Source organism: Citreimonas sp. (genome assembly GCF_042096055.1).
Classification (GTDB): domain Bacteria; phylum Pseudomonadota; class Alphaproteobacteria; order Rhodobacterales; family Rhodobacteraceae; genus Citreimonas.
The window spans coordinates 1-2,571 of the sequence record NZ_JBELMH010000168.1 but is presented as its reverse complement, the minus strand read 5'-3'; the positions used below and the strand labels follow the sequence as shown (position 1 = coordinate 2,571).

At 71.5% G+C, this 2,571-nt stretch carries 4 protein-coding genes; 1 reads left to right on the top strand and 3 read right to left on the bottom strand.

Going from position 1 to position 2,571, the window contains the following annotated elements; genetic code table 11:
* Positions 1 to 338, top strand: a 338-nt coding sequence (locus ACFDTC_RS18085; protein WP_375260269.1) for a transketolase C-terminal domain-containing protein, incomplete at its 5' end; no start/stop codon positions are given.
* 276 nt (positions 339 to 614) lie between these two features.
* On the opposite strand, the gene idi is transcribed toward ACFDTC_RS18085, so the two are convergent.
* From idi to ACFDTC_RS18070, 3 genes are all read right to left on the bottom strand, one after another.
* Positions 615 to 1,148, bottom strand: a complete 534-nt coding sequence (idi, locus tag ACFDTC_RS18080; RefSeq protein WP_375260268.1) for an isopentenyl-diphosphate Delta-isomerase — start codon at positions 1,146 to 1,148, stop codon at positions 615 to 617.
* Positions 1,145 to 2,329 (bottom strand): geranylgeranyl diphosphate reductase, encoded by a 1,185-nt coding sequence (locus ACFDTC_RS18075; RefSeq protein ID WP_375260267.1) that lies wholly within the window; start codon positions 2,327 to 2,329, stop codon positions 1,145 to 1,147. Before ACFDTC_RS18075 ends, idi begins: the two co-directional genes overlap by 4 nt.
* A 2-nt stretch (positions 2,330 to 2,331) precedes the next feature.
* Positions 2,332 to 2,571, bottom strand: a 240-nt coding sequence (locus ACFDTC_RS18070) for a PucC family protein (protein WP_375260266.1), incomplete at its 5' end; no start/stop codon positions are given.

Here is a 2,571-nt window from a genome sequence, read left to right as displayed (position 1 = left end):
GCGACGGCGTCACCGTCACCGTCGCCGACGCCCGCTTCGCCAAGCCGCTCGACATGGACCTGATCCGCCAGCTCGCCCGCCACCACGGCGCGCTGGTCACGGTCGAACAGGGCGCGCAGGGCGGCTTCGGCGCGATGGTGCTGCACGCGCTCGCGGCCGAGGGCGCCTTCGACCGGGGGCTCGCGATCCGCACGATGACGCTGCCCGACCGGTTCATCGACCAGGCCTCGCCCGAGGCGATGTATGCCGCCGCCGGCCTGACGGCGCAGGACATCGCCGCCCGCGCGCTGTCCGCGCTGGGCCGCGACGCCCGCGTCGTCCCGCTGATCCGGGCGTGATCCAGCGGACGCGGCTGCGCCGCGCCACGACGCCTCGACCCCCTCCCTGACCCTCCCCCGTGGCCGGGGGAGGGAACGCCGCCGCCGGCCGACCCGGCCGCTCCGGCGACGGCCAGAATCTTAACGGTTGCTGAATCCGTCTCTGCAAACCATTGATTTTCCATAGGCGCAATCGTGTCCCATCGTGGGACACCCGGTTTCGCCCCGGCTTCTTTGGTCTTCAAATATCCCGGGGGAGTCCCGCAGGGACGGGGCAGAGCCCCCGCCGCGCCGCCGCTAAAGCGCCGGCATCCGGTCGCCGAAGATCCGCGCCGCATAGGTATCGAGGTAGATTCGCAGCCACGGCGTGAACGCCTGCGGCGCCGCCTTGATCCGCCCCAGCAGGTCCGGGTAGCGCACCCACTCGGTCTCCATCACCTCGTCCGGGTCGGGATCCAGCGGCAGCGCGTCGCCGGCTTCGGCCAGGAAGATGTCGACCACCTCGTGTTCGATCAGCCCGCCGCCCACGTCGGCGCGGTACTCGACCCGGTCGCGGTATTCCGGATCGAGGCCGGTGATCCCCATCTCCTCGTCCAGCCGCCGGACGGCGCAGTCCCGGCTCGCCTCGTCCCAGGCGGGATGCGTGCAGCAGGTGTTCGCCCACAGGCCCGGCGTGTGGTACTTGCCCATCGCGCGACGCTGCAGCAGCACCCGCTCGCCGCAGGTCACGAAGACCGACACCGCCTTGTGCCGAAGACCCTTGCGGTGGGCCTCGAGCTTGTCGACCGGCGTCAGCGTGCCGTCGACCCAGGCGGGGATCGTCGTGGTCATACGTGGGTCTCCTGCACCAGCCCGGCCAGATGCGCGAGGTTCTTGAAGCCGATCTTCAGGTGCGCCAGCGGGCGCGCCTTCACCAGTCTCTTGTTCATGTAGGCCTCGAAGGTCAACGTTTGAACGTCGACGTCGTGGCACAGGCTGACGAAGCGCTCGCGCCGGGCGTCGCTGCGATAATAGGCCGACTGCATGCGCCCCAGCACGCGGAAGACTGTCCTGTGCTCGCGCATGAAGAACTTTCGCGCCAGTGCGAGGTCCGAGGTCCGCCCCGAGGCCAGAACCGCCGCCGCGGCCGAGGCCGCGCAGCGCCCGCCCACCATCGCGTAGTAGATCCCCTCGCCCGAGCTGGGCGCGACCACGCCCGCCGCGTCGCCCGCGACCACCGTGTCGCGGCCGTTGTCCCAGCTGCGCAGCGGCTTTAGCGGGATCGGCGCGCCCTCGCGTCGCAGCGTCTCGCACCCGGCCAGTCCAGACGCGGCGCGCAGGGCCGCGGTGGCGTGCTTGAGGTCGATGTCGGGGTGGTAGGTCCCCATGCCCACGCTGGCCGACGCGCCGTGCGGGAAGACCCAGCCGTAGAAATCGGGCGAGATGCGGCCGTCGTAGATTACGTCGCAGCGCGCCGGGTCGTAGGTATCGTTGGCGGGGGGTGCCGCGATGATCTCGTGATAGGCGAAGACCAGCGGCGTGCGGTCGCCGCCGGGAATTTCCTGCGCCGCGACCCGCGACTTGGCGCCGTCGGCGCCGATGACTAGGCGTGTTCTGACGCGCGTCTCGGCGCCGGTCGCCTTGTCGCGGTAGACGACGAAGCGGTCGCGGCCGTCGTTCTCGCGGTCGATCCGCAGGAAGGTGCCGGTCAGGCCCCGTGCACCGGCGGCGACGGCGCGGTCGCGCAGGAACGGGTCGAAATCCTTGCGGTCCACCATCCCGACGAAGCCGTTCTCGATCGGGATGTCGACGCGCCGGCCGGTGGGCGAGATCATGCGCGCGGTGGTGACCTTCGCGATCAGCTGGTCGTCGGGAATGGCGAAATCGGCGATCAGCCGCGGCGGAATGGCGCCGCCGCAAGGCTTGATGCGCCCCTCGCGGTCCAGCAGGGCGACGTTGTGGCCCTCGCGTGCGAGATCCTCGGCGGCTGTGGCGCCCGAGGGGCCTCCGCCCACGACGACGACATCGAACATGATCACTCTCCGGGTTGCAGGGTGGCGGGAGCAGGGCGGTCGCCCAGGATGCGCAGCGCGACCAGCGCCGCGGCGAGGAACAGCGCCGCTTCGACGCCGAAGATCATGGCGTAGGCGGCGGCGTCCGGCAGGATCAGGCGCGCGGCGTCCAGTGTGCCGGTGGCGATCAGCCCGGCGAGGCCCGCCGCGATGGCCTGCGCCGCGCCGAAGACGCCCATCCGCGTGCCGGTGGCGCCCGCGCG

Excerpts from the sequence above, each read along its gene's own strand:
- idi (WP_375260268.1), bottom strand. The coding sequence starts at position 1,148 with ATGACCACGACGATCCCCGCCTGGGTCGACGGCACGCTGACGCCGGTC.
- ACFDTC_RS18075 (WP_375260267.1), bottom strand. The coding sequence starts at position 2,329 with ATGTTCGATGTCGTCGTCGTGGGCGGAGGCCCCTCGGGCGCCACAGCC.